Consider the following 2010-nt stretch of genomic DNA (forward strand, 5'->3'; position numbering starts at 1 on the left):
CCCGAGTTCATCAGTTGGTGGGCACATGAGCCGGGCCGGGCTGGTGTCGTAGCGGGTCAGCGAGGTGCGGTTTGGTGGAGGGCTGCGAAAGCGTGGGCACACGAATTTAAGATAGATCTTTCTCTGCACTGGACTTCTGTGTGACTATGCGGGCATGTACTTGCGGAAGACCCAGCGCCGGAACAAGGACGGCAGCGTCGTGCGGTACGTCCAGCTTGCCAACAACCGGCGGGTGGACGGGCAGACGCAGGCCGAGGTGCTGGTCAACCTGGGCCGCGAGGACCGGCTCGACCTGGACGCGCTGCGCCGCCTGACCGCCTCGATCAACCGCTACCTCGGCGAGGGTGACGACGTCACCGCCCCGCTCGGGGCCGAAGCCGGCCCGCTGCAGGTGGAATCCTCCCGCCCGATCGGCCCGGTCTGGCTGCTGGACCAGCTGTGGAAGCTGCTCGGCATCGACACCGCGCTGGCCCGGCACCTGGACGGGCGCCGGTTCCGCACTGACGTGGAGCGGGTGCTGTTCGCGCTGGTCGCCAACCGCGCCGTCGCCCCGGGCTCCAAGCTCGCCGCGGGCGAGTGGGCCACCCGCGACGTCGTCGTGCCGGGCCTGCCCGAACTGGACGGCAACAACCAGGCCCTGCGCGCGATGGACCTGCTCATCGAGGGCGACGCGACCGGCGCTGTGCAGGAGACGGTGTTCTTCGCCGCCGCCCACCTGCTCAACCTTGAAGTCGACCTGATTTTCTTCGACACCACCAGCACCTATTTCGAACGCGACGGCGAGGACGACGAAGGCGACGAGGTCCTGCGCCGGTTCGGGCATTCCAAGGACCACCGCAAGGACCTGCCGCAGATCGTCATCGGGCTCGCCGTCACCCGCGAGGGCATCCCGGTCCGCTGCTGGGTCTGGCCCGGCAACACTTCCGACACCACCGTGATCACCCAGGTCAAGGACGACCTGCGGTCCTGGCGGCTGGGACGCGTGGTCACCGTCGCCGACTCCGGGTTTTCCTCCGAGGCCAACCTTGCCTACCTCACCCGCACCGGCGGCCACTACATCACCGGCGTCAAGATGCGCGAGACCAGTAAGAAGGCCGAGGCCGCCCTGTCCCGCCAGGGCCGTTACCAAGAAGTCCGCGACAACCTGCGGGTCAAGGAGGTCCACCTGGACGGCGACCCCGGTCGCCGCTGGATCATCTGCCACAACCCGATCGAGGCCGCCCGCGACCAGGCCCGCCGCGACGAACAACTCGCCGCGATCGCAGACGAGCTGGAACGGATCTCCCGGTCCCGTGCCGCCGACGCGAAGAAGGCCAAAGACAAGGCGGCCAAGACCGGCAAGCGCCCCACGAAGCCGAATGACGCCATCCACCGCAAGGCCGAGTGCGCGCTCCGCGACCACCCCAGCCTCGGGCGCTGGCTCAAGCAGCACCCGGCCACCGGGCGCCTGTCCATCGACCGCGCCAAGGTCGCCACCGAGGCGAAGCTCGACGGCAAGTACCTGCTGGCCACCTCCGACCCGGACCTGTCCGCCGAGGACGTCGCGCTCGGCTACAAGAACCTGCTGGAAGCGGAGCGTTCCTTCCGCACGATGAAGTCGACCTTGTACTTGCGGCCGGTCTACCACCGCCTGGACGACCGGATACACGCCCACGTGCTGCTGTGCTGGCTCGCTCTGCTGCTGATCCGCGTCGCCGAACGCCGCACTGGCACCACCTGGCGCACCATCAGAAACGAACTCGGCCGGATCCACCAGGTCACCCTCGCCGGGCCGGCCGGGCGCCTCCAGCAGACCACCCGCATCACCGACACCCAGGCCCGGCTCTTCAAGGACTGCGGTGTCCCACTGCCGCCAAAGATGACCGGCCTGCAGACCCCCAAATAGCCTCCGACCTGCGAAAACAGCCCCCGGGGCCGTGGACACACGCCTCCGGCAGCCCCGCATGACATTCCCGCAGGTCAACCACCAAACCCACCGACCACGTGTGCCCGCCTACTGATGAAGTCGGG

At 68.4% G+C, this 2010-nt stretch carries 1 protein-coding gene; it reads left to right on the top strand.

Translation table 11 applies throughout. The annotated features are described in order from the left end of the window. The first annotated feature begins 154 nt into the window (after positions 1-154). Positions 155-1885, top strand: coding sequence for an IS1634 family transposase (locus ACIQU6_RS44570; protein WP_403488431.1), 1731 nt, complete (start codon positions 155-157; stop codon positions 1883-1885). The last annotated feature ends 125 nt before the right edge of the window (positions 1886-2010 follow it).

The organism is Streptomyces sp. NPDC090442 (assembly GCF_044769405.1).
Taxonomy (GTDB): Bacteria; Actinomycetota; Actinomycetes; order Streptomycetales; family Streptomycetaceae; genus Streptomyces.